Below are 20,765 nucleotides of genomic sequence, written 5' to 3'. Positions count from 1 at the left end.
GTACGCCGCCCGACCCGCCGCCGTACGCCCGCGGTTCGCCGCCCTACGCCCCCGCCCCCGGCGCTAGCCGCGCAGCCGCCGCCGGGCCCGCCACAGCAGGAAGAGCGTCGAGGCGACCGCCGCGACCCGGATCAGGGTGGGGAGCATGTCCGAGAACTCCTGCCCCATCGTCCCCTCCTTCACCGGCTCACCCCACCGCTCGGTGTACCGCCCCCACAGCCACACCAGCGCACCGAACCCCACCGTGCCCGGCATGCCGAGCGCGGCCCACTTCTTCTCCGTCATCGACAGCCGCCGCGACCCGTACACCAGCAGCCAGCCGACGACCGACGCCATCCACTGACCGAGCGCCGCGCCCCCCAGCAGCGCGCCCATCGCCAGCACCTCCAGCAGGCCGGCGCTGCGCAGCAGTTCGCGGGTGGCGGCGCCGCGGGGGGCCGAGGGGGTGTCGTCCTCGTAGTCCTCCTCGTCCTCGGCCTCCGCCGCCTCGCGGCGGGCCTCCTTGGCCTTCGCGGCCCTGGCCGCGCGCGCCGCGTTCGCCGCCTTCGCCGCCTTCGCGGCGCGGGCGGCGCGTCCCACGGCGCCCGCGCCGCCGCCCTGCTGCGTCCCCGGCTTCTTCCCCGCCCCGTCCTCGGCCTGCTGCTCCGGCGGCTGGAACAGCTCCGGCAGCTCGATGCCGCCGCTGAACCCCGGCACGTTGTCGGCGCCGCCGCCGGCGCCGGGCATCGGGCCGCCGAACGGCGCGGGCTCCACACGCCACCAGTCGGGGTCGCCGTGCGCGGTGTCGAGTTCGTCCTCGCCGGCGAGGTGCGGCGGGGCGGCGGCGGTGGGGGGCGGCTCGGCGGGCGGCGTGAAGTCCGCGGGCGCGGGCGCGGGCCCGGGGACCTCGGGGACGGGGCGCGCGGAGCGCTTCGCCTCCCTGCCGCCCGGCTCGCCGCCGGTACGCGGCCGGGGGAGCCGGCCCCGCCACCCCTCGGACCCGCCGACCCGCGGGCGCGGCAGCCGCGACGCCAGCCCGCCGCCCCCGGCCGGCGGCTCCCCGGGCTGCACCGCGACCTCCGGCACCGCGGAGGCGGGGTCCCGCTTGGCGGCCTCGACGATGTCCCCGGGGCTGCCGAACCGGGCCAGCACCTGCTTCACCGCGGACACGGTGTGCGCGCCCTCGGCGGCGCGCACCTTGTCGATGCCGGCCCGCAGTTCGTTGACCAGCCGCATGCGCTGCCCGGAGGGCAGGGCACGCTGCTGCGCGAGGTCGCCGACGCGGCTCAGGTAGTCGTACACGAGCTGGTCGCTCTCGATGCCCACCGAATCCCCTACGGCCGTGCGCTGTTGACTTCTCGACGGTACCGCGCGCGGGGGCACCCCCTCGCCCCCGCGCACGGCTGTCCGGCGCCCGCGGGGGCCGGTGCGCCGCCCGTACGCGGCCGGGGACCGAATACGCTGCGGCGACCGGCACCCCCCGCGACAAGGAGCCCTCAGTGGACCCCGTGGACCCCCTGGACCCCGTGGCCGACCCCACCGCCCGGCTGCGCGCCGCGGCGCTCGACGCCTGGGCGGCGTCGGCCGCCCGCTTCCGGGAGGACGCCAACGCCGAGGAGGACCTGGCCCTCGGCGGCTACCGCGACCGGCTGGTGGTCGAACTGGCCCAGAACGCCGCGGACGCGGCGGCCCGCGGCGCGGCGGCGGGCCGGCTCCGGCTGACGCTGACCCCGGACACCGCCGCTGCCGCGGACGCCGCCCCGGGGTCCGCCGCGGGTTCCGACCCGGGTTCCGCGACCAGTTCCGCGACGGGTTCCGGCGCGTCCGCCGGGGTGCTGACCGTCGCCAACACCGGTGCTCCGCTCGACGCCGCCGGCGTCGAGTCGCTGTCCACGCTGCGGGCGTCCGCCAAGCGCGGGGAGGACACCGACGAGGCCGTCGGGCGGTTCGGCGTGGGGTTCTCCGCCGTGCTGGCCGTCAGCGACGCGCCGGAGGTCGTCTCCCGGGGCGGCGCCCGGGTGCGGTGGTCGCTGGCGGAGGCGCGGGAGCTGGTCCGTACGACGGCCGAACGCAACCCCGCGCTCGCCGACGAAGCCGACCGCCGCGACGGCCACGTCCCCCTGCTCCGCCTGCCGCTGCCCCTCGCGGAGGCCGACGCCACGGCCGTACCCGAGGGCTACGACACCGCCGTCCGGCTCCCGCTGCGCGACCCGGCCGCCGCCGCCCTCGCCCGCCGCCTGCTCGCCGGCGTCGACGACGCGCTCCTGCTCGCCCTGCCCGGCCTCGCCGAGGTCGTCGTGGAGACCCCCGAGGGCGTACGGACGCTGCGCCGCCGCGAGGACGGCCCGTACACGGTCATCGAGGACACCGGCCGTACGGGCCCACGGCCCCGCACCGGGACGGAACCCGCCGCCCACCCCCTCGCCGCCGACCCGACCGCCGACCCCACCACCGCCCCGGAGCCGGCCCCCACCGCCACCCGCTACCGCACCCGCGCCGCCGCCGGCCGGCTCGACCCCCACCTCCTCGCCGACCGCCCCGTCGAGGAACGCCTCCGCCCCACCTGGATTGTCACCTGGGCCGTCCCCGTGGGCGCCGACGGCGCCCCCGCCGCGCCGACCACGGCTCCCGTGCTCCACGCCCCCACCCCCACCGAAGAGCCCCTCGGCGTCCCCGCGCTCCTCATCGCCTCCTTCCCCCTCGAACCCACCCGCCGCCACCTCGCCCCCGGCCCGCTCACCGACCACCTCGTCGCCCGCGCCGCCGACGCCTACGCCGCACTCCTCGCCGACTGGGAGCCCCTGGGCCCCGGCACCATCGACCTCGTCCCCGGGCCCCTCGGCCGCGGCGAGCTGGACGGCGCCCTGCGCGCCGGCATCCTGCGGCTCCTCCCCGACATCGCGTTCCTGCCGCCCGCCGCGCCCGAGGAGGGCGCCAAGCCGCAGCCGCTGCGCCCCCGCGACGCGCTCGTCGCCGAGGGCGGCGGCGCCGAGACGGTGCGGCGGCTCGGCGACGTCTTCCCGCACCTCCTGCCCGCCGGTCTGGAGCGCCGCGGCGAGCTGCGCACCCTCGGCGTCGCCCGGCTGCCGCTCGGCGAACTCGTCGAGCGGCTCAGCAGCGTCGAGCGGCCCGCGACCTGGTGGCACGCCCTCTACGGGTCCCTCGCCGGCACCGACCCCGAGGAGCTGGGCGGCCTGCCCGTGCCGCTCGCCGACGGCCGCGTCGTCGTCGGCCCGCGGCAGGTGCTGCTGCCGGCCGGCGGCGACGACCGGCAGCCCCCGCGCCTGGCCCGCCTCGGGCTGCGTGTCGCCGACCCCGACGCCGCGCACCCCGTGCTGGAGCAGCTCGGGGCCGTGCCCGCCACGCCGCGCGCCGTGCTGACGACGCCGCAGGTGCGGGCGGCGGTGGCGGGGTCGCTGGACGCGGGGGAGGTGTGGTTCGACGAGGGGCCCGAGCAGGGCGCGCCGGGTCCGGAGGAGCTGGCGGACATCGTCCTCGGGCTGGTCCGCGACGCCCACCTGGAGCCGGGCGACGAACCGTGGCTGGGCGCGCTCGCGCTGCCCGACGAGGACGGCGAGCCGGCCCCCGCCGGCGAACTCGTCTACCCCGGCAGCCCGTTCGCCGCCGTCATCCGACCGGGTGAGCTGGCTGTCTGCGCCGCCGACCTGGTCGAGCGGTGGGGCGAGGAGCCGTTGACGGCGGTCGGGGTGCAGGCGGACTTCGCGCTCGTACGGGCAGAGGACGTCGTCCTCGACCCCGACGAGCTGGAGCCCCGCGAAGCCGACTACCCCGAACCCGACGACGCCGGGCTCCTCGACGCCGTCGACGTGTGGTGCGAGGACGTCCTCGACCAACTGCCGGACACCGGAGTGCCGCCGGTGCTCACCGAGCTGGTGGGCGTACGGGACCTGGACCTCGTGGACGAGGAGCACTGGCCGCAGGCGCTCGCGCTGCTCTCCCGCCCGCCGCTGCGCGAGGCCCTGACGCGCCCGGCGCGCGTCCTGCTGCCGGACGGCGAGGCGCACCTCGTACGCCCGTACACCGCCTGGTGGCTGCGCGGCAACCCCGTGCTCGACGGCCGCCCGCCCGCCGGCCTGCGCGCCGCGGGCGGCGACCCGCTGCTCACCGGCCTGTACGAGCCGGCCGACGCCTCCGCGGTCGCCGACGAACAGGTCCTGCGGGCCCTGGGCGTACGCACCTCCGCCGCCGCGCTCCTCGACGAGCCGGGCGGCGCCGCGGAACTGCTCGCCCGCCTCGCCGACCCCGCCCACGAGGTCACCCCGGACCGGCTGCACGCCCTGTACACCCTCCTCGCCGACCTCGACCCCGCCGACGTCACCCTCCCGGACGACCTCCGCGCGGTCCGCGACGGCGCCACGGAGGTGGTGCCGGCCGGCGAGGCCCTCGTCGCGGACGCCCCCGACCTGGTGCCGCTGGCCACCGCCCACCCCCTGCTCCCGGTCGCCCCGCGGCGGGCGGCGGCGCTGGGCGAACTCCTCCAGGTCCGGCGGCTGACGGAGGCGTACGAGGCCCGGGTGGAGACGGCCGGCGAGGTCCGCGAGGTGCCGTGGGCGGTACGGGACCTGCTGGGCGCGGACACCCCGGCGACGTACCAGGAACACGGACAACTGACCGCCGGCGGCACCGAACTCGACTGGCGCCGCACCCCGGACGGCACGGTCCACGCGGCGACGATGGAGGGCCTGGCGGCGGGTCTCGCGTGGGCGACGGGGCAGTGGGCGCGCCGGTTCGAGGCGGCGGCGCTGCTGGAGGACCCGACGCGGACGCGGGAGCTGGGGGAGGCCCGCTGGTTCGACTGAGGGCCCGTACGGCACGACGGGGGCGCGCACGGCACGAAGTGGGGCCGTACGAAACGTCGTACGGCCCCAGGGAAGGCGAGCGGCAAGAAGGAAAGCAGCCCGGGCGTCAGGCCGCCGGAGCCAGCTCCTCCGCCCGCTGCGACGGCACGAACGCGACGTGCTTGCGCCCCCGCCGCAGGTCTATCCGCAGCCGCAGCCCTCCGACCCGGGCCAGCACCAGCCCCACCGTGACGGCCGCCACCGCCGATATCACCCCGCACGTCAGGAACCCGATCCGCGCGCCGAACGTGTCCGTCGCCCAGCCCACGATCGGCCCGCCGATCGGCGTGCCGCCGACGAACACCATCACGAACAGGCTCATCACCCGCCCGCGCATGGCCTCGTCCGTGGCGAGCTGGACGTTCGCGTTCGCGGTCGTGTTGAACAGCAGCCCGGCCGCGCCCACCGGCACCAGCAGCGCCGCGAACAGCCAGAACGCCGGCGACACCGCCGCGACGATCTCCAGCACCCCGAACGCCACCGCCGCGATCACCGTCAGCCGCATCCGGCTCACCCCGCGCCGCGCCGCGAACAGCGCGCCGCCCAGCGACCCGGCGGCCATCAGCGAGTTCAGCAGGCCGTACGTGCCGGCGTCACCGTGGAAGACCTCGTCCACGTACGCCGTGAGCCAGATCGGGAAGTTGTAGCCGAACGTGCCGATGAAGCCGACCAGCACGATCGGCCACAGCAGCTCCGGCCGCCCGGCGACGTACTTCAGGCCCTCGCGCAACTGCCCCTTGCCGCGCGGCGCGCGCTCGACGCGGTACAGCTCCGCGGAGCGCATGAGCAGCAGCCCGGTGATGGGGGCGATGAAGGACAGCCCGTTGAGCAGGAAGGCCCAGCCGCTGCCCACGGCGGTGATGAGGACACCGGCGACGGCGGGGCCGAGCAGCCGCGCCGTCTGGAAGTTGGCGGCGTTGAGGCTGACGGCGTTCTGCATCTGCTCCTTGCCGACCAGTTCGGCGACGAACACCTGCCGCGCCGGGTTGTCGACGACCGTGGCGAGGCCGAGCAGGAACGCCATCAGGTAGACGTGCCACACCGTGACGGCTCCGCTGAGCGTGAGCGCCGCGAGCGCGAGGCCGATGAGGCCCATGGCGGCCTGGGTGGCGAGGAGCAGCTTGCGCTTGGGCAGCCGGTCGGCGAGTACGCCGCCGTAGAGGCCGAACAGCAGCATGGGCAGGAACTGGAGCGCCGTGGTGATGCCGACGGCGGTGGCGGAGCCGGTGAGGCTGAGCACCAGCCAGTCCTGCGCGATGCGCTGCATCCAGGTACCGGTGTTGGAGACCACCTGGCCGCCGGCGAAGAGCCGGTAGTTGCGGATCCTCAGTGAGCTGAAGGTGCTGCGCCTGCTGCTCTCTTCTTCGTAGTCATCGGGTGCGGGTGCGGAGTCTGCTCCGGGTCCCGTACGCAAAGCTTTCTCCTCCGGTCATCGTCTTCCGTCAGCGTGGTGCGCCTCCGACATGGGCAGGTGTGCCAGCTTTTCGAGCACCGGCGCGGCCTCGCGGAGCGTGGCCCACTCCTCCTCGGACAGCCCCGCGGCCAGCTCGGCGAGCCAGGCGTTGCGCTTGCGGCGGCTCTCTTCGAGCATCGCCTCGGCCTGCTCGGTCTGGCTGACCACCTTCTGCCGCCGGTCCTCCGGGTGCGGCTCCAGCCGGACCAGCCCCTTGGTCTCCAGCATGGCGACGATGCGCGTCATCGACGGCGGCTGGACATGCTCCTTGCGCGCCAGCTCACCGGGGCCGAGGGGGCCGCAGCGGAAGAGGGTGCCGAGCACCGACATCTCGGTCGGGCTCAGCGACTCGTCCACGCGCTGGTGCCGCAGCCGGCGGGTCAGGCGCATGATCGCGGAGCGGAGTGAGTTCACCGCGGCGGCGTTCTCCTCCTGGGACAGGTCAGGCATGGTCATTAGAGTACCTCATTACCTTGTCTAAGTAAAACGCAGAAGTCGAGACAGAGGAGGTTACGGCCTGCGCGCCCCGCGCCACCCGAAAGGATGACCCTGTACGGGAAAGCCCGCCCCCGGTACACACGACGGGCAACCCTGAGCGGCATGGGGACATACGTGCTGAGTCTGCGAATAGACGGCGAACTCCTCGACCGCCTCCGCGACCACGCGGCGAAGCGGGACATGGCGGTACAGGACTACGTGCTGCAACTGCTCCAGCGCAACGACTTCGACGAACGCTTCCGGGCGACCACAGAAGCAACCGCCCGCCTCACCCACTGGCCCACCCCCGGCCCCGGCAACCCGCCCACCGCCCCACACCCCTGGCACCTCGACGCCCCCCACAAGTAACCGCCACGCGGCGGCGCCGTCGGTGTGTGGTGTGGCGCGTTACACCCGCTGGCTCGGCACCAGCGGCGAACGAGTGGTGTCTGCCTGCTTGCGTGGAGCCAGGCGCATCTGAGCAACTACGAACTGCACTGGCCCGCAGACCTGTTCGCTTCGGAAGGTGAACGCGTCCTCCGAACCTCAGATTCTTCGTGGGCAGACCGGGCCGCGTGGCTCATGACCGAGGCGCTCGCCGGTACGACGGCCGTCGCCGACTTCGAGGGACTGGAAGACGGTCGTGGCGAACCCACTGCGGACCCTTGGTCATCCACTGCTAGCGGCTGGGGCGGCAGGACTGGGCCCAGCAAACGTGAGTGGTTTGCTGAGTTGGTCGACATGGAGGTGTGCGGCACGTGAGACCGGCCAGTCTTTCGGGACCGCGAACTCCGACGCATGCCCCGGCGCCCGGCCGTACCCGCGCATCTCGATGGTCGCCGACACCGCGTGGGCCGCGACGTTGGTGGGGCCGAAGGACAGCCAGTGCACGTCCACGGCCTCGCCCACTCGTTCCGCATGCGCGCGGGCCTCGGTGAGATGCGTGTCCACGGCACCGCGGTCGCGGGCTCGGGCCGCGATGATGCAGGCGCCCAGGTGGAGCTGGCCGGCGACCGCGTTCCGCTCCCTCGACGGTGCGGCCTGGCCCAGCAGGCCGTGGCCGGAGGAGATGAGGCGTCGGCCGATCGTGTATTCGCCCTCGCGGAAGTAGACGAGCGCGCGCATGTACTGGCGTACCGCGCCGAGCGGCGGTGGTGATCTCGGCGATCACGTCCGGGAGGTGCAACGCCGCGTCGTGGAGCCGCGTCGCCCGTACCTGGCCGCACAGGTGCGCGGCGGCGGCGAGGAGCTGTGGCGCGGGCCGGGGGGTGACTTCCGGGTCCGCCCCCAGGTCGTAGAGGTCGAGGGCTTCGCGGATGGGGCGGATCAGCTCGGCCAGGCGGTCCTGCTGCAACTCGGTCACGTCGGGCTGGCCGGTCAGCGCCGTGACGTCGATGGCCAGCGTGCGCGCCACGGCGGCGATCAGGTCGGGACTCGCCGGCTTGTGGCCGCTCTCGACCTGGGTGAGGAGGCTGTACGAGTACGGAATTCTGCCGGCCAGGGCGCGCTGGGTCGGCCCTGCCCGCTTCCGGTGGTCAGCGATACGTGCGCCCGGGTGATCGTCGCTGGGGGAGGGCATCCACGGCTTCGTTCCGTCGCTGCTTCCTCGAAGCTACCCGCTTGCGCTGGGCCGTTCCGGCGCGATGGACTGCGCGGGTGGTCGACAAGGGTGTGCTCTATCTGATGGGCTGTGCCGCTCCGCCCGTGGTGCACGTCGGAGGTGTCATCCAACGGGCGCAGGCGCTCGGGTGGACCGTGTGCCTGGGGTTGACGCCCACCGCTGCGCGGTGGCTGGAGGGGGACATCGACCGGCTTGCGGAGATGACCGGGTTTCCCGTGCGGAGCGCGTACAAGATGCCGGGTGAGCCGGACGTGTGGCCGCCCGCCGATGTCGGGGTCGTCGCGCCTGCGACGTTCAACACGCTCAACCAGTGGGCCCTGGGGATCACGGAGAAGTTCGTCGTCGGCTTCGCTGCCGAAGGGATCGGCAAGGGCATCCCGCTGATCGCCATGCCGTGCGTGAACGCGGCCTACGTCCGGCACAGCCAGTTCCACCGCAGCGTCGCCGCGCTGCGCGACATGGGCGTGCGGGTTCCCTACGGCGACGGCGGCTTCGTGCCGAACGAGCCCGGTGAGGGGCGGCCCGAGGCGTATCCGTGGGAACTGGTGCTCGACGCTGCCCAGGCGGCGCGGGGCGGGGTCAGGTGAGGCCGAGCCAGCGTTCGATGGGGTCGAGGGCGAAGTAGACGACGAACACCGCCGACGTCACCCACAGCGCCGGGCGGACGCTCGCCGGGCGGCCCACCGCCGCGCGGAGCAGGGTGTGGGCGAGGAAGCCCATGCCGATGCCGACCGTGATGCTGTACGTGAAGGGCATCAGGGTGATCGTCAGGAAGGCCGGGGCCGCGATCGTCGGGTCGGACCAGTCGATGCTGCGGATGTTCGCCGACAGGATCAGGAAGCCGACCACCACCAGCGCCGGCGTCGCCGCCTGGGCCGGGACGATCGTCACCAGCGGCGTGAAGACCAGGGCCAGCAGGAACAGCGCCCCCGTGACGACGTTCGCCAGGCCCGTACGCGCCCCTTCGCCGACGCCCGCCGTGGACTCCGCGAAGGCCGTGCTCGCCGAGGCGGAGGCCGCGCCGCCGAGGGCGACGGCGGCGCCGTCGACCATCAGGACCCGGTTCATCTCGGGGAGCCGGCCGTGTTCGTCCAGGAGCCGGGCCTCCTCCGTGACGCCGAGGATCGTGCCCATCGCGTCGAAGAAGCCGGACAGCAGCACGGTGAAGACGAAGAGGCAGCCCGTCAGGATCCCCGCCTCGCGGAAGCCGCCGAAGAGGCTCGCCTCGCCCAGCAGGCCGAAGTCGGGGGCCTCGACCAGGCTGTCCGGGACCACGGGGGCGGTCAGGCCCCACGCCTCCTCCGGGAGGTCGCCGGTCGCGTGGATGATCATCGCGACCAGCGTCATCGTCACGATGCTGACGAGGATCGCGCCGCGGAAGCGCCGGGCCAGCAGGGCGAAGGTCAGCCCCAGGCCCGCCACGAAGACCAGCACCGGCCACCCTTTCAGGTGACCCGCGGTGCCCAGGCCGAGCGGGACGGTGGTGTGCGCGGAGTCCGGGTTGCGGGTGACGAAGCCCGCGTCGACCAGGCCGACCAGGGCGATGAACAGGCCGATGCCGATCGCGATGGCCTTGCGCAGGCCGTCCGGGATCGCGGACATCACCCGCTCCCGTAGCCCCGTGGCCACCAGCAGCATGATGACCAGCCCGGCCAGCACCACCATCCCCATCGCGTCCGCCCACGACATCTCCGGCGCGAGCTGGAGCGACACCACGGCGTTGATGCCGAGGCCCGCGGCGCAGGCGACGGGGACGTTGCCGATGACGCCCATGAGGAGCGTGGTCACCGCGGCGACCAGCACCGTGGCCGTGACCAGCTCGCCGTGGTCGAGCTTGTGGCCGAACTTGTCCGTCGCCGAACCCAGGATGATCGGGTTCAGCACGATGATGTACGCCATGGCGAAGAACGTCGCCAGCCCGCCCCGCAGCTCCTGGGTGACGGACGAGCCGCGCCGCGAGATGCGGAAGTAGGCGTCCAGGGGTGAGGGAGAAGGGGACGGGGGAGGGGGCGGGGGCCCGTCGGCGGGGTCCGTGCTGCCGGTCTTCGCGGTGGGGGGCATGCGTGACCTTCGTGCTGAACGGCGGCCGAACTTCGGCGCCCACTCAGTATGCGGCGGCGAGAGGGCCCGTACCCTGGTGACATGGGCAAGAAGGCGTACAGGCATCCGGCGCCGGAGCCGTTCGAGGGCGACATCATGGCGGTGACCGTCGGGGGCACCGTGCTGTGGCTCGTCCTCTTCCTGGTCCAGTTGCCGTTCCTCGGCTGGCTGGACGACCACGACCGCGTGTGGTGGCTGTGGACCTGCCTCGCGGGCGCGGGCCTCGGTGTCGTCGGCATGTGGTACGTACGCCGCCGCGAGGCCGCACTTGCCCGGGGCGGGCGCGCAGGCGCCGGGGCGAACACGTAACGTCGTACGCATGACGCAGCGGGTCGAGACAGCCTCCGACGGCGGCGAGGGGCAGGAGCCGGGAGGCGGGCCGGGTGGGGACGCGGGCGGGTCCGGCGGGGTAAAAGGGGCGGGGGCGGCTGACGTTGCGCGTCGCCACGACGGGCTCACCGCCGCCGAGGTCGCCGAGCGCGTCGCCCGCGGCGAGGTCAACGACGTTCCCGTACGCTCCTCCCGCTCCACCTCCGACATCGTCCGCGCCAACGTCTTCACCCGCTTCAACGCCATCATCGGCGTCCTGTGGGTCATCATGCTGGCCGTCGCGCCCATCCAGGACAGCCTCTTCGGCTTCGTGATCCTCGCGAACACCGGCATCGGCATCATCCAGGAGCTGCGCGCCAAGAAGACCCTCGACAGCCTCGCCGTCATCGGCGAGGCCAGACCCCAGGTGCGCCGCGACGGGCGGACCCTGGAGATCCCCACCGCCGAGATCGTCCTCGGCGACCTCGTCGAGCTGGGCCCCGGCGACAAGGTCGTGGTCGACGGCGAGGTGCTGGAGTCCGACAGCCTGGAGATCGACGAGTCCCTGCTCACCGGCGAGGCCGACCCCGTCGTCAAGCAGCCCGGCGACAAGGTGCTCTCCGGCAGCTTCGTCGTCGCCGGCGGCGGCGCGTTCACGGCGACGAAGGTGGGGCGCGAGGCGTACGCCGTGCAGTTGGCGGAGGAGGCGTCGCGCTTCACGCTCGTCCACTCCGAGCTGCGCAGCGGCATCAGCGAGATCCTCAAGTACGTGACGTACATGATGATCCCGGCCGCCATCGGCCTGGTCATCAGCCAGCTCGTGGTCGAGAACGAGAACCCGCAGGACGCCATCCGCCGCATGGTCGGCGGCATCGTGCCGATGGTGCCCGAGGGGCTGGTGCTGCTCACCTCGGTCGCGTTCGCGATAGGGGTCATCCGGCTCGGCCGCAAGCAGTGCCTCGTCCAGGAGCTGCCCGCGATCGAGGGCCTTGCGCGGGTCGATGTCGTCTGCCTCGACAAGACCGGCACCCTCACCGAGGGCGGCATGGACGTCACCGGGCTGCGCCCGCTGGGCGGGGCGGCGGAGGCGGACGTACGGCGGGTGCTGGGCGCGCTCGGCTCGTCCGACCCGCGGCCGAACGCCAGCCTCCAGGCCATCATCGAGGCGTACCCGGACAGCGAGGAGCTGCGCTGCACGGACTCGCTGCCGTTCTCGTCGGCGCGCAAGTACAGCGGGGCGGCGTTCAGCGACACGGGCGGTGGGGACGGCGGCGGTGGCGGTACGTGGCTGCTGGGCGCCCCCGACGTGCTGCTGCCCGCCGGCGACGCCTCGCTCGCCGAGATCGACGACCTGAACGCGCAGGGCCTGCGTGTGCTGCTCCTCGCCCGCGCCGTACGGGAGCTGGACGACCCGGACGTGGCGCGCGGCGTCGAGCCGACCGCGCTGGTCGTCCTGGAGCAGCGGCTGCGCCCGGACGCCGCCGACACCCTCCGCTACTTCGCGGAGGAGCAGGTCGAGACGAAGATCATCTCCGGCGACAACGCGGTGTCCGTGGGCGCCGTCGCGGCGAAGCTGGACATGGCGGGCGCGGACCGTACGGTCGACGCGCGCACGCTGCCGGCGGACCGCGACGAGATGGCCGCCGTCCTCGACGACAACGCGGTCTTCGGCCGCGTCAACCCGCAGCAGAAGCGGGACATGGTCGCCGCGCTGAAGTCCCGCGGACACGACGTGGCGATGACGGGCGACGGCGTCAACGACGTGCTGGCGCTGAAGGACGCGGACATCGGCGTGTCCATGGGCTCGGGCTCGGAGGCGTCGAAGGCCGTCGCGCAGATCGTGCTGCTGAACAACAGCTTCTCCACGCTGCCCTCGGTGGTCGCCGAGGGCCGCCGGGTCATCGGCAACATCGAGCGGGTCGCGAACCTTTTCCTGGTCAAGACGGTCTACTCGGTGCTGCTGGCGCTGCTCGTCGTCGCCACACAGGTCCCGTACCCCTTCCTGCCGCGGCATCTGACGCTGCTGTCGACGCTGACGATCGGCGTGCCGGCGTTCTTCCTCGCGCTGGCGCCGAACAAGGAGCGGGCGCGGCCGAACTTCGTGCGCCGGGTGATGCGGTACGCGATCCCGGCGGGGCTGATCGCGGGGGCGGCGACGTTCCTGACGTACATGCTGGCGCGGCGGCACTACACCGGGGACGGGGCGCTGGACGCGGAGACGTCGGCGGCGACGCTGACGCTGTTCCTGATCGCGATGTGGGTGCTGGTGATCATCGCCCGGCCGTACACGTGGTGGCGGGTCGGGCTGGTCGCGACGATGGCGCTGGGGTTCGTGATCGTGCTGGTGACGCCGTGGCTCCAGGACTTCTTCGCGCTGAAGCTGGTGGGTACGGAGATGCCGTGGACGGCGGTGGGGATCGCGGTGGCGGCGTCGGTGCTGCTGGAGTTCGCGTGGCGGTGGGTGACGCGGCGGTTCCCGGACTGAGGTGGCAGGGGTGAGGCCGGGGCTGCGGCCGAGGCGGTACGGGAGAGGCTGAGGCGGTACGGGTGAGGGTGCACCGGTGAGGCTGTTCGCCGCCGTGATCCCGCCGGCGGAGACGCTGGCGGAGCTGACGGCGGCGGTGGCGCGGCTGCGGGCGCTGCCCGGCGCCGCCGGGCTGCGCTGGGCGCGGCCCGAGGGGTGGCACGTCACGGTGGCTTTCTACGGGGAGGTGCCGGCCGGGTCCGTCGCGGAGCTGGGCGAGCGGCTGGCGCGGGCGGCGCGGCGCCGGGCGCCGGTCGCGCTGGGGCTGGCCGGCGGCGGGCGGTTCTCCGACACCGTGCTGTGGACGGGGGCGGCCGGCGACGTCGAGGAACTGGGCCGCCTCGCGGCGGGCGCGGCGGCGGCGGGCCGCCGCACGGCGGGGGTACCGGAGCCGGCACCGGGGCACGCCGGGGGCGCCGGCGGCGCCGGAGGGCGGACCGCGGAACACCGCGGCGGACAGGGCGGCCGGCAGGCCCCGGAACGCCGCTACCGCCCGCACCTGACGCTGGCCCGCCAGCGCCACGGCGGCGGCACGGACCTGACCCCGTTCACGTACGCCCTACGCGACTTCACCACCCCCCGGCGCGAGATCGCCACCCTCACCCTCATCCGCAGCCACCCCCCACTCCCCAACCACCCGGGCGCCCAACCCCACTACGAACCCCTCTCCACCTGGCCCCTGGGCCGCGGCGGGCCGTAGCGCCCGGCGACGCCTGCGGGCCCGCCGCCCCGGGTGGGGTGGCGGGCCCGTAAGCTCGTGTGTGTGAACGCCAAGACCCGCATCCGCGTCGTCAGCGCCACGCTCGTGCTGATCTTCGCCGTCGTCGCCATCGCCGCCGCCTTCGGCGGCTGAGTGCCCCGGCCCCCGGGCCGGTCTACGGGCCCTCGGGCCGGTCTACGCCCCGATCACCAGGCGAACGCCTCCGGTGACGGCCCCGGCCCCGGGAAGACCTCGTCGAGCGACGCCAGCAGCTCGTCCGACAGCGTCAGGTCCAGCGCCGGCAGCGCCGACGTGAGCTGTTCCATGGTGCGCGGGCCGACGATCGGGCCCGTGACGCCCGGGCGGGTCAGCAGCCATGCCAGGGCCACTTCCGCCGGGTCCAGGCCGTGCTCGGCGATCAGGTCCTCGTACGCCTGCACCTTCGCGCGCACCGCGGCGCTCGACAGCGCTCCCGCCGACCGCGCGCCGCCGCCCTCGCGCTCCTTGCGCAGCGCGCCGCCCAGCAGCCCGCCGCCGAGCGGGGACCACGGGATGACGCCGAGGCCGTAGCTCTCGGCGGCCGGGATGACCTCCATCTCGGCGCGCCGCTCGTGCAGGTTGTAGAGGCACTGCTCGCTCACCAGGCCCAGCGAGTTGCGGCGCCGCGCCGCCTCGTTGGCCTGCGCGATGTGCCAGCCGGCGTGGTTGGAGGAGCCGGCGTAGAGGATCTTGCCCTGCTGGACGAGGACGTCGACGGCCTGCCAGATCTCGTCCCACGGCGTGTGCCGGTCGACGTGGTGGAACTGGTAGAGGTCGATGTGGTCGGTCTGGAGCCGCTTGAGGCTGGCGTCGACCGCGCGGCGGATGTTGAGGGCCGAGAGCCGGTCGTGGTTGGGCCAGGTGGTGTCGCGGTCCGCGCTCATCGAGCCGTAGACCTTGGTGGCGAGCACGACCTTGTCGCGCCGCCCGCCGCCCTGCGCCAGCCAGGTGCCGAGGATCTTCTCGGTACGGCCCTTGTTCTCGCCCCAGCCGTAGACGTTGGCGGTGTCGAAGAAGTTGATGCCGGCGTCGAGGGCGGCGTCCATGATGGCGTGGCTCTCGGCCTCGTCGGCGTGCGGCCCGAAGTTCATGGTACCGAGCACGAGCCGGCTGACCTTGAGTCCCGTACGTCCCAACTGCGTATACCTCATGGAGATCAAGCCAACTCCTTCGAGCGCGCTCGAAGCAAGCGCATCGCACGCCCTTTGTACGCGCCTCGCAAACCCCGTGCGGGCCGCGTGCCGGCGCGGACGCATGGGAGGCTTGGCGCCATGCGCGCCCACCGTCTGCCGACCGCCGCCGCCCTGCTCACCGCGGCGGCGGTGGCGACCTCCGCCGCGTACGCCCCGCCCGCCGCGGCGCAGGACGACGTCATCCTCACCGACCCCCGGATCACCGAGTCCAGCGGCCTGGCCGCCAGCCGGCAGCACGAGGACGTGTACTGGACGCACAACGACTCCGAGGACGGCCCGTACGTCTACGCCGTCGACGGCAAGACCGGCGAGACGCTGGCCACGGTCACGCTGCGCGGCATAGGGGAGCCGCGCGACGTCGAGGCGATCTCGCTCGGCCCCGACAACCAGCTCTACGTCGGCGACATCGGCGACAACATGGGCGGCTCCTGGTCGTACGTGTGGATCTACCGCTTCCCCGAGCCGAAGCAGCTCCGGGACGCGACCGTGGACGCCGTCCAGTACGAGGTGCAGTACGAGGACGGGGCGCGGGACGCGGAGGCGATGATGGTGCACCCGAAGACGGGGCGGGTGTACATCGCGAGCAAGAAGGAGGACGGGGGCGCGGCGCTGTACGCGGGCCCCGAGGAGCTGTCGACCGGGTCGATGAACGTCTTCCGCAGGGTCGCGCCGATCAACCTGTGGGTGACGGACGGGGCGTTCTCGCCGGACGGTACGCGGATGGCGCTGCGCAGCTACGTCGGCGGGCGGATGTACCGGTTCGAGAAGGGCAGGCCGGAGGAGGCCGGGCGGCTGGACGCGCCGCTCCAGTCGCAGGGCGAGTCGATGACGTACACGGCGGACGGGTCGGCGATCGTCTTCGGCAGTGAGGGCGAGCAGAGCGACCTGGTCTGGCGGGAGGTCGAGGGGGGCGGCGACTCGTCGTCGGACGGCGACGGGGACGGGGACGGCGACGGGTCGGGGGGCGGCTCCGGGGACGGCGCGAGCGACGGCGACGGCGACCGCAACCCGGTGACGACGGTGCTGCTGGTGGGCGGGGGCATCGGCGCGGTGCTGCTGCTGTGCCGCGCGCTCGCGCGACGCCCGCGCCAGCGCTGAGAGGCGGCGCCGCCGCACGGGCGGGGGCGTGCTGCGCGGGTGCCCCGGGCGGTCGTACGAGACTCGCTTGTCGGTGGGGCGGCCTACCCTTGGGCGGGTGCGTGGGGGACGTGCGGGGGGTGCACGCGGACGTGCGGGGGACGCGTGCCGACGTGCGGCGGACGTGCAGCGGACATGCGGCCGACGTACGGCGTGCGGGGGCGGCAGACGTGTGTGGACGCGGTCCCCTCAGGGCGTCCCCTCCGCCCGGCAGTCCTGGCCGTCCACCCAGTCGAAGACCCCCGCCCCGACCGGCGGCGGTGTCCAGTCCGTCCTGCGGCGGTGGTCGAGCAGCGCCTCCAGGCCGTCGAGCAGCCGGTCCATCGCGAACATGAACGTCTCCTCGTCCAGCGCGGAGAAGGAGTCGTCGGCCAGCTTGGCGATCCTCGGGTAGCGCCCGGACGACAGCGCCGACTCCAGCGCCGGCGACTGCGCTTCCCAGAACTCCTGGTCGCTGATCCCGGTCCGCGCCTCCGCCTCCTTGGCGTTGACGTGTGCCCGGGCGAGGCCGGCGGCGGTGGAGTTGATCGAGGTGATGAAGCCGACCTTCTCCTGGTCGGTGAGGAGCAGCCCGTCGAAGCCGCTGAGGGCGAGCTCGAACGAGTCGAGCCCGTTGGGGCCGAGCACGGGCCGGCCCTGGTCGACGTGGAGCAGCCAGGGGTGCTCCAGGTAGTGCTCCCACAGCGAGTGGGCCAGGGTCCGTAGCCGGTCCCGCCAGGTCGGCCGGCTGCGGAAGCTCTCGATCTCCTCCGGCTCGACCGAGCCGACGCCGTCGAGCATCAGGTCGAGCAGTTCGGCCTTGCCGGGCACGTGCCGGTACAGCGACATGGTGCCCACGCCCAGGCACCCGGCGATCTTGCGCATCGAGACCGCCTCCAGCCCTTCGGCGTCCGCGATGCGGATGGCCGTGTCGACGATCCGCGCCACCGAGATCCCGGGCTTCGGACCGCGCTTGCCGCGCTCGTCGACGCCCCAGAGCAGGGCCATGCTGCGGCTGAGGTCGCCGCTGCCGCTGTGTTCCGTTGCCGCCATGAAGACGAGTCTAGCTGCGGACTTGCCATCTGCGTACACCGTATGCGTAAATGAGTACGGCGTACTCAGATAGGGGAGGATGAGCGTGAAGGCAAGCTCGGCCGACGCCGTCGTGGCGGACGGCGTGCAGAAGCGCTACGGAGAGAAGCGGGCCCTCGACGGTTTCGACCTGACCGTGCCGTACGGCACGGTCTACGGCCTGCTCGGCCCCAACGGCGCCGGCAAGACCACGGCGGTGCGGATCCTGTCCACCCTCATCCGCCTCGACGGCGGACAGGCCCGGGTCGGCGGGCACGACGTGATGAAGGAACCGGTCATGGTGCGCCGGCGGATCGGCCTCGCCGGGCAGTACGCGGCCGTGGACGAGGTGCTGACCGGCCGGCAGAACCTGGAGATGTTCGCCCGGCTGTTCCACCTCGGCTCGCGGCGCGCCCGCGAGCGCGCGGCGGAGCTGCTGGAGCAGTTCGGGCTGACCGAGGCCGCAGACAAGGGCGCGAAGGAGTACAGCGGCGGCATGCGGCGCCGCCTCGACCTGGCGTCGAGCATGATCCTCGCGCCGGACGTGCTGTTCATGGACGAGCCGACGACCGGCCTCGACCCGCGCGGTCGCGGCGAGGTCTGGGAGGCGGTACGGGGCCTGGTGGCCGACGGTACGACGGTGCTGCTGACGACGCAGTACCTGGACGAGGCCGACAAGCTCGCCGACCGCATCGCCGTCATCGACGGCGGCCGGACGATCGCGGACGACACCCCGGCCGCGCTCAAGAACACGGTCGGCGGCGACCGTATCGAGGTCGTCGTCGGCTCGGCGGAGGAGATCCCGGACGCGGTGAAGGCCGTCGCCCGGGTCTCGACCGCCGACCCGGCCATCGACCGGGAGGAGCTGCGGGTGCACGGCGCGGTCGCCGACCGCGTCGCGGCGCTGACGGACGTGGCGCGCACGCTTCAGGACGAGGGGGTCGTGGTGGACGACATCGCGCTGCGGCGGCCCACGCTCGACGACGTGTTCCTGAGCCTGACGGGCCACACCGCGGCCGAGACGGAGGCGCAGGAGGAGAGCGAGCAGACCGGCAAGGCAGGGAAGAGCGGCAAGGCCGGGAAGAGCGGCAAGGCAGGCAAGGCAGGCAAGGCAGGCAAGGCCGGGAAGAGCGGCAGGAAAGAGGAGGCCGGCGTCGCATGAGCACCGTCACCGACACCGCGGCGGGAGAGCGGCGGCAGCACCGGCCCCCCGCCCGCGAGCAGGCCCCCGGCGGGGCGCTGAAGTGGGCGTTCGCCGACTGCTGGACCGTCGTGCGCCGTGGTCTGCTGCACTACCGCCGGCAGCCGTCGAACATCGCCTGGCAGCTCGGCTTCCCCGTCGTCTCCGTGCTGCTGTTCGTCTACGTCTTCGGCAGCGCGATGGAGGGCGGCGCGGACGCCTACAAGTCGTACGCGATGCCCGGCATGTTCGCGATGACCATGGCCTTCGGGTTCATGAACACCGCCATGCTGATCGCCATCGACAAGGAACACGGCATCACCGACCGGTTCCGCTCCATGCCGATGTCCCCCTCCGCCGTCGTCAGCGGCCGGGGCGTGTCCGACCTCATCGGCGCCTCGCTGGACCTGGCGGTGATGGCGGCGATCGCGCTGGTCATCGGCTGGCGCTCGGACGGCACGGCGCTGGAGACCGTGGCGGCCTTCGCCCTGCTGCTGTGGCTGCGCTTCGCGCTGATCTGGGTCGGGGTGGTGCTCGGCCTGCTGACGCCCAACCAGGAGGCGGCGGGCAACCTCTTCGCGGTCGCGTTCCCGTTCGGCATGGTCTCCAGCGTCTTCGCGTCGCCCGCGGACATGCCGGGCTGGCTGGGCGCGATCGCGATGTGGAACCCGGTGTCGTCCACGGCCAACGCGGTACGGGAGCTGTTCGGCAACCCGGGCCGGCTGGGCGACTCGTGGATCGAGCAGCACGCGATGCTGATGGCGCTGGTGTGGCCGGTGGTGATCACGGCGGTGTTCCTCCCGCTGGCGGTGCGGAAGTACCAGCGCCTGTCGCACTGACCGAACCCACGGTCCGGACGCACGCCTACGGAACGGGCCCCGCGGCACTGCCGCGGGGCCCGTTCCGTACGACCGGTGTCAGATCCGCTCGACGACGTAGTCGATGCAGCGGGTCAGGGCCTCGACGTCGGCGGGGTCGACGGCGGGGTACATCGCGACGCGGAGCTGGTTGCGGCCGAGCTTGCGGTACGGCTCGGTGTCCACGATGCCGTTGGCGCGCAGCGTCTTGGCGACGGCGGCGGCGTCCACGTCGTCGGCGAAGTCGATCGTGCCGACGACCTGCGAACGCTGCGCCGGGTCGGCGACGAACGGCGTGGTGGCCTTCGCCTCCTCGGCCCAGTTGTAGAGCGTGCGGGCGGAGGTGGCGGTGCGCCGTACCGCCCAGTCGAGACCGCCCTGCCCGTTGATCCAGTCGAGCTGGTCGGCGAGGAGGAAGAGGGTGGTGAGGGCGGGGGTGTTGTACGTCTGGTTCTTGAGCGAGTTGTCGATCGCGGTGGGCAGCGAGAAGAACTCGGGTACGTGCCGCCCGGAGGCGTGCACGCGCGCGGCGCGCTCCAGCGCGGCCGGCGAGAACGCGGCGATCCACAGCCCGCCGTCGGAGGCGAAGGACTTCTGCGGCGCGAAGTAGTAGACGTCCGTCTCGGCCACGTCCACCGGCAGCCCGCCGGCCCCGGACGTCGCGTCGACGAGCACGAGCGCCCCGTCGTCGGCCCCGGCGACCCGGCGCAGCGGCATGGCGACGCCGGTGGAGGTCTCGTTGTGCGTGAGCGCGTACACGTCGACGCCGGCCTCGGCCTGCGCCTCGGGGTGCGTGCCGGGCTCGGACGCGACGACGGTCGGCTCGTCCAGCCACGGGGCGAGCTTGGCGGCCTTGGCGAACTTCGAGGAGAACTCGCCGAAGGACAGGTGCTGCGACTTGCGCTCGATCAGCCCGTGGGTGGCGACGTCCCAGAACGCGGTGGCCCCGCCGTTGCCGAGGACCACCTCGTACCCCTCGGGCAGCGAGAACAGGTCGCGCACGCCGTCACGCACCCGGCCGACGAGGTTCCGCACGGGAGCCTGCCGGTGGGACGTACCGAGGAGGGAGGAGCCGGTGGCGGCCAGGGCTTCGAGTGCCTCGGTGCGCACCTTGGACGGGCCCGACCCGAAGCGTCCGTCGGCGGGCTTGATGTCAGCGGGAATCTCGATCTCAGCCACGGTCGCAGCCTACGGCGCGACCGGGGCGCGACGATGACCCCGTCCACGCTCTGAGACACGAAGCCCCAGAGGGTGGACGGGGTCCCGCCGCGAAGCCGCCCGGACGCC

The 20,765-nt window shown here is 73.6% G+C and carries 16 protein-coding genes and 2 pseudogenes; 10 read left to right on the top strand and 8 right to left on the bottom strand.

The window, feature by feature from the left end; translation table 11 throughout:
• Positions 1 to 63 precede the first annotated feature (63 nt).
• Entirely contained in the window at positions 64 to 1,305 is a 1,242-nt protein-coding gene (locus QBL21_RS31360) for a hypothetical protein (protein ID WP_407565601.1), read from the bottom strand.
• A 173-nt stretch (positions 1,306 to 1,478) separates the two neighbouring features.
• On the opposite strand from QBL21_RS31360, the gene QBL21_RS31355 reads away from it, so the two are divergent.
• Positions 1,479 to 4,799: a sacsin N-terminal ATP-binding-like domain-containing protein gene (locus QBL21_RS31355; RefSeq protein WP_407565600.1), complete on the top strand. Its 3,321-nt coding sequence runs from the start codon at positions 1,479 to 1,481 to the stop codon at positions 4,797 to 4,799.
• A 106-nt stretch (positions 4,800 to 4,905) separates the two neighbouring features.
• Here the strand turns inward: QBL21_RS31355 and QBL21_RS31350 are convergent, their stop codons facing one another.
• Positions 4,906 to 6,252, bottom strand: a complete 1,347-nt coding sequence (locus QBL21_RS31350; protein WP_407565599.1) for an MFS transporter — start codon at positions 6,250 to 6,252, stop codon at positions 4,906 to 4,908.
• 15 nt (positions 6,253 to 6,267) lie between these two features.
• Entirely contained in the window at positions 6,268 to 6,741 is a 474-nt protein-coding gene (locus tag QBL21_RS31345) for a MarR family winged helix-turn-helix transcriptional regulator (protein WP_407565598.1), read from the bottom strand.
• Positions 6,742 to 6,891: 150 nt separating this feature from the next.
• On the opposite strand from QBL21_RS31345, the gene QBL21_RS31340 reads away from it, so the two are divergent.
• Positions 6,892 to 7,137 carry a hypothetical protein gene (locus QBL21_RS31340; protein ID WP_407565597.1) on the top strand — a complete coding sequence of 82 codons (246 nt, stop codon included), beginning with the start codon at positions 6,892 to 6,894 and terminating at the stop codon, positions 7,135 to 7,137.
• A gap of 108 nt (positions 7,138 to 7,245) precedes the next feature.
• Positions 7,246 to 7,509 (top strand): annotated as a pseudogene (locus QBL21_RS31335) (hypothetical protein); the annotation flags it as partial.
• Here the strand turns inward: QBL21_RS31335 and QBL21_RS31330 are convergent.
• Positions 7,501 to 8,347 (bottom strand): annotated as a pseudogene (locus QBL21_RS31330) (helix-turn-helix domain-containing protein); the annotation flags it as partial. The pseudogenes QBL21_RS31335 and QBL21_RS31330 sit on opposite strands and share 9 nt — an antisense overlap.
• Before the next feature lie 104 nt (positions 8,348 to 8,451).
• On the opposite strand from QBL21_RS31330, the gene QBL21_RS31325 reads away from it, so the two are divergent.
• Positions 8,452 to 8,976, top strand: coding sequence for a flavoprotein (locus QBL21_RS31325; RefSeq protein ID WP_407566627.1), 525 nt, complete (start codon positions 8,452 to 8,454; stop codon positions 8,974 to 8,976).
• Here QBL21_RS31325 and QBL21_RS31320 read toward each other — a convergent pair.
• The gene (locus tag QBL21_RS31320; RefSeq protein ID WP_407565596.1) at positions 8,969 to 10,450 is read right to left on the bottom strand and encodes an NCS2 family permease; all 1,482 of its coding nucleotides are present in this window, start codon (positions 10,448 to 10,450) and stop codon (positions 8,969 to 8,971) included. The two genes, QBL21_RS31325 and QBL21_RS31320, sit on opposite strands and share 8 nt — an antisense overlap.
• A gap of 81 nt (positions 10,451 to 10,531) precedes the next feature.
• Here QBL21_RS31320 and QBL21_RS31315 point away from each other — a divergent pair, with 81 nt between their 5' ends.
• From QBL21_RS31315 to QBL21_RS31305, 3 genes are all read left to right on the top strand, one after another.
• Positions 10,532 to 10,798 (top strand): DUF2530 domain-containing protein, encoded by a 267-nt coding sequence (locus QBL21_RS31315; protein WP_407565595.1) that lies wholly within the window; start codon positions 10,532 to 10,534, stop codon positions 10,796 to 10,798.
• Positions 10,799 to 10,808: 10 nt separating this feature from the next.
• Entirely contained in the window at positions 10,809 to 13,283 is a 2,475-nt protein-coding gene (locus tag QBL21_RS31310; protein ID WP_407565594.1) for a cation-translocating P-type ATPase, read from the top strand.
• A 76-nt stretch (positions 13,284 to 13,359) separates the two neighbouring features.
• Complete coding sequence (locus QBL21_RS31305; protein WP_407565593.1) at positions 13,360 to 14,022, top strand: 2'-5' RNA ligase family protein; 663 nt, start codon at positions 13,360 to 13,362, stop codon at positions 14,020 to 14,022.
• A 206-nt stretch (positions 14,023 to 14,228) separates the two neighbouring features.
• On the opposite strand, the gene QBL21_RS31300 is transcribed toward QBL21_RS31305, so the two are convergent.
• On the bottom strand, positions 14,229 to 15,212 hold the full coding sequence (locus tag QBL21_RS31300) for an aldo/keto reductase (protein WP_407566626.1): 984 nt from the start codon (positions 15,210 to 15,212) through the stop codon (positions 14,229 to 14,231).
• A 120-nt stretch (positions 15,213 to 15,332) separates the two neighbouring features.
• Here QBL21_RS31300 and QBL21_RS31295 point away from each other — a divergent pair, with 120 nt between their 5' ends.
• Positions 15,333 to 16,352, top strand: a complete 1,020-nt coding sequence (locus tag QBL21_RS31295) for a WD40 repeat domain-containing protein (RefSeq protein WP_407565592.1) — start codon at positions 15,333 to 15,335, stop codon at positions 16,350 to 16,352.
• Between the two features lie 228 nt (positions 16,353 to 16,580).
• On the opposite strand, the gene QBL21_RS31290 is transcribed toward QBL21_RS31295, so the two are convergent.
• Positions 16,581 to 17,423: a TetR/AcrR family transcriptional regulator gene (locus QBL21_RS31290; RefSeq protein ID WP_407565591.1), complete on the bottom strand. Its 843-nt coding sequence runs from the start codon at positions 17,421 to 17,423 to the stop codon at positions 16,581 to 16,583.
• 85 nt (positions 17,424 to 17,508) lie between these two features.
• Between QBL21_RS31290 and QBL21_RS31285 the strand changes: the two genes are divergently transcribed.
• On the top strand, positions 17,509 to 18,603 hold the full coding sequence (locus QBL21_RS31285) for an ATP-binding cassette domain-containing protein (protein ID WP_407565590.1): 1,095 nt from the start codon (positions 17,509 to 17,511) through the stop codon (positions 18,601 to 18,603).
• Positions 18,600 to 19,460, top strand: a complete 861-nt coding sequence (locus QBL21_RS31280; protein ID WP_407565589.1) for an ABC transporter permease — start codon at positions 18,600 to 18,602, stop codon at positions 19,458 to 19,460. The genes QBL21_RS31285 and QBL21_RS31280 overlap by 4 nt, the downstream gene beginning before the upstream one ends.
• 78 nt (positions 19,461 to 19,538) lie before the next feature.
• Here the strand turns inward: QBL21_RS31280 and serC are convergent, their stop codons facing one another.
• Positions 19,539 to 20,657, bottom strand: coding sequence for a phosphoserine transaminase (gene serC, locus QBL21_RS31275; RefSeq protein WP_407565588.1), 1,119 nt, complete (start codon positions 20,655 to 20,657; stop codon positions 19,539 to 19,541).
• Positions 20,658 to 20,765 lie beyond the last annotated feature (108 nt).

This window comes from Streptomyces sp. 184, assembly GCF_045781775.1.
GTDB lineage: Bacteria > Actinomycetota > Actinomycetes > Streptomycetales > Streptomycetaceae > Streptomyces.
This window is presented reverse-complemented; position numbering and strand designations above follow the sequence as displayed.

Coding starts and splice junctions, on each gene's coding strand:
- QBL21_RS31340 (WP_407565597.1), top strand. CDS start 6,892: ATGGGGACATACGTGCTGAGTCTGCGAATAGACGGCGAACTCCTCGAC.
- QBL21_RS31310 (WP_407565594.1), top strand. CDS start 10,809: ATGACGCAGCGGGTCGAGACAGCCTCCGACGGCGGCGAGGGGCAGGAG.
- QBL21_RS31325 (WP_407566627.1), top strand. CDS start 8,452: ATGGGCTGTGCCGCTCCGCCCGTGGTGCACGTCGGAGGTGTCATCCAA.
- QBL21_RS31290 (WP_407565591.1), bottom strand. CDS start 17,423: ATGGCGGCAACGGAACACAGCGGCAGCGGCGACCTCAGCCGCAGCATG.
- QBL21_RS31315 (WP_407565595.1), top strand. CDS start 10,532: ATGGGCAAGAAGGCGTACAGGCATCCGGCGCCGGAGCCGTTCGAGGGC.
- QBL21_RS31345 (WP_407565598.1), bottom strand. CDS start 6,741: ATGCCTGACCTGTCCCAGGAGGAGAACGCCGCCGCGGTGAACTCACTC.
- QBL21_RS31300 (WP_407566626.1), bottom strand. CDS start 15,212: ATGAGGTATACGCAGTTGGGACGTACGGGACTCAAGGTCAGCCGGCTC.
- QBL21_RS31320 (WP_407565596.1), bottom strand. CDS start 10,450: ATGCCCCCCACCGCGAAGACCGGCAGCACGGACCCCGCCGACGGGCCC.
- QBL21_RS31280 (WP_407565589.1), top strand. CDS start 18,600: ATGAGCACCGTCACCGACACCGCGGCGGGAGAGCGGCGGCAGCACCGG.
- QBL21_RS31295 (WP_407565592.1), top strand. CDS start 15,333: ATGCGCGCCCACCGTCTGCCGACCGCCGCCGCCCTGCTCACCGCGGCG.